Annotated in this window: 2 protein-coding genes and 1 pseudogene; 1 reads left to right on the top strand and 2 read right to left on the bottom strand. The window is 36.8% G+C overall.

Annotated features, from left to right (window positions below; all coding sequences use genetic code 11):
* Positions 1-128: 128 nt before the first annotated feature.
* Positions 129-1,589, bottom strand: coding sequence for an inorganic triphosphatase (locus FTU91_RS16050; RefSeq protein WP_180082832.1), 1,461 nt, complete (start codon positions 1,587-1,589; stop codon positions 129-131).
* 273 nt (positions 1,590-1,862) lie between these two features.
* Here FTU91_RS16050 and FTU91_RS16045 point away from each other — a divergent pair, with 273 nt between their 5' ends.
* On the top strand, positions 1,863-2,246 hold the full coding sequence (locus FTU91_RS16045; protein ID WP_166166573.1) for a DUF962 domain-containing protein: 384 nt from the start codon (positions 1,863-1,865) through the stop codon (positions 2,244-2,246).
* Positions 2,247-2,702: 456 nt separating this feature from the next.
* Here FTU91_RS16045 and FTU91_RS16040 read toward each other — a convergent pair.
* Positions 2,703-2,812: pseudogene (locus FTU91_RS16040) on the bottom strand (IS701 family transposase); the annotation flags it as partial.

The following is a 2,812-nucleotide window of genomic DNA, read 5'->3' as shown; positions in this document are numbered from 1 at the left end:
GTTCCACTTTAGATATTTGTTTAAGATGAGATGTAACTCATTGAAATGTGTCATCATATTCGTCGTCAGAAAACAAGTATTATGCCATTATTTCAATGAGTTATCTTTTTTTGTCGTGTACAAAGTTGTTACTTAATAAATTTACGACTCACCAAGAATTGTTCTGTCGCTTCAAGCAGGTTCTGTGCATACACTTCCTGTTTCGCTGTCAGCCAGCCCAACACAAACCAGTCACTGGCTTCCAGTTCAGTTTGCTGAATATACTCCGCAGAAGAGGCCAGAATCTGATATTCACTGGCTGCAAGTTGCGCATCATTCAAGGCTTTGCTGTATTTTTGCAAATTTTTGACATCATAAATCGAAGTTAGAATCGGGAAGCTAAATTTTAGTTCATGAATTTTAGTGGCTAACTGATCCAGACTTTCAAAATTGGCAATATCGGTATTTGCAAGATGCTCTTGGAGCTGTTTATATTGATTTTGTAGGGTATTTTGTGCAAACCATTTTAAGTCATGTCCTTGGAGCTTATCCTCATGGTTCAGGCCAAACATCAATAATTCCAGATAATGATGTACATTTTGTGTTGAACGTACCAGATTGGCCAATTTTTCTTTAGCATACAAAATATCTTTAGTTAAATTCGATGCAGTATTGGGGTTCTGTAAAAATGCGCCTAAAGTCGACTGCATGTGCTGCAAATGCTGTAAATGATCAAATTGATGCTTAAATGCACCCAGCTGCACCCCCCATTTGTCGGAAACTGCCTCATTCCAGTCTTTAAATAATGACAGGGTCAAATGTAAATGATCCAGTGCAATTTGAGCTTGCTGAATATGTGTTTGCTCGGCAACACCTGCAGCAATAGCTGCGATATTTGGCAGTAAATGCTGTAACTGCTGGGCAATCAGCAGACGCAAGTTTTTATTGGCGGGGTCTTTTTTACTTAAATGAAATTCCTTGGCTAATTTTGCCGGACTGACGGGTTGCTGGATGGCCAAAAGATTGCCGATTTCGGCTTTACTGCGCACGTCCAGCCAAAGGTGATATTTTTTCACCCATTCAAAGCTAAAGGCGAGAAGGGATTGGACAGAACCGGATTTAAGTTCAAATTCAACTTCATGTACTTCACTCTGGGCTATTTCGGTACGCACTTCACCAACATCTAGACTGACCTCTATCTCGGTTTCTTCAAAATGAATGATGAGAAAGGTACGCTGTATATCGGTTTCAAACTGTAATTTAAGTTGATCTTGTGACTCACCCAAAGCATTTTTCAGGATGTGTTGTGCTTCAGCATCCTGATCATAAATAGATAAATCCAGTTGCGGGACATGTTCCAGTTCGCCTAGGTCATGATTATGCTCAAAACGATGTAAATGACTTTTACCGGCAGCTTTCAAGGTCTGAATCCAGCGCGTGCCTTCGAGACGTTGTCTTAAGGCAACACCATGTTGTGAGAGTAAGCGTTCCGATGTGTCGTAATATTTGGCTTTCAGTTGAATAATTTCAGATTTTTTAGGATCCAATGCTTTCAGTAAAGCATTACGTCTTGCTTCAGGAATTTGAAATTTTAATTCAACTTCAACCATGATTTTTCATCCTAATTTTTTGATGTGATGTCAGTAATGCAAACATTATCTATAGCTTACACATGCATTATGAAATCTGTTCTTTTATAGCGCCGGAAATAGCATTGTTCATTCTAAGCTGATGATTGTAGCGAAAATGATTTTTGATGTAAGACTTGACGAACGGATTCTTAACTGGTTGCTTTGCAAATGATCAAAAAAATGATAAAAGCAGACACTTTAATTTGGCTGAAATATGAGCTAACTTGAATCAAAATAGGCAGGGCTATGACCATGAATACAACAATCCAGCTCAAATTTGAACATCATCCAGAACCGGAATTTCAGCTGCCGATTCAAAACTATCATGAATTCTATCGGTTTTATTTAACTGAGCATCGTAATATCATGAGTCGCCGTTTGCATATATTCGGCAGTAGTGTCGGGGCATGCTTATTAAGTCGTGCCATTGTAAAAAGAAAGCCAAAGTATCTGGTTTATGGCTTATTGTTTGGCTATGCCAGTGCATGGGCAGGTCATTTCTGCTTTGAAAAAAACAAACCGGCCAGTTTTAAACAGCCGCTCTATAGTTTTATTTCAGATTGGCGCATGTTTTCTGATGTGTTGCGTGGGAATTTAAGTTTGAAAGATCGTTCCCTGGATAAAATTCCCAGTTAGTTAAAAAAATCACTTATATTATGTGAATAGTGTTGGAAAAATTTACCTAAAAATAAAATATTTGTAAATTTACGGAATGTAGACTTGCAATGGTAGAGTGAATATTCTATTAATAGAACAGGCATTGAATAAATTGATTTCTTACTTCGAGCGTCCTACTTTTAAAGTTTTCCAAGCCTAGAGCGACCTTCTCTAGGCTTTTTTTATTTAAGGAAGGTTAGATAAAAGCTAAAGTTTTTGAATCAAGATTAAAAAATATATGGAATTAAAAATTTACAAGAAATGCTTTGTCAGAGTTGAAGATATTACCCAATTTTAGCGGAATAAAAATAGAAAGACTTCCTAATCCTTCATTGGCTTCCCCCAAGCGCATTTTATAATCAAGGATCAGGAAGTCTTTTCAGTGCTTCAAGTTTTTGTTTTTATAATTATTATTTATTTAGGACTTACGCAGTATTATTTATAGATTCTCTGTGGTAGCAGATGATTTTTATCGAGAATAAAGTCATCAATGAAGTTTTTGATCATTGGTCTAAATAATTTCTTCTGCCAACGATATACATTTT

It is taken from the genome of Acinetobacter sp. YH12201 (assembly GCF_013418145.1).
In the GTDB taxonomy this organism is placed as follows: Bacteria; Pseudomonadota; Gammaproteobacteria; order Pseudomonadales; family Moraxellaceae; genus Acinetobacter.
The sequence above is the reverse complement of the archived record's forward strand: the minus strand, read 5'-3'. Positions and strand labels throughout refer to the sequence as shown.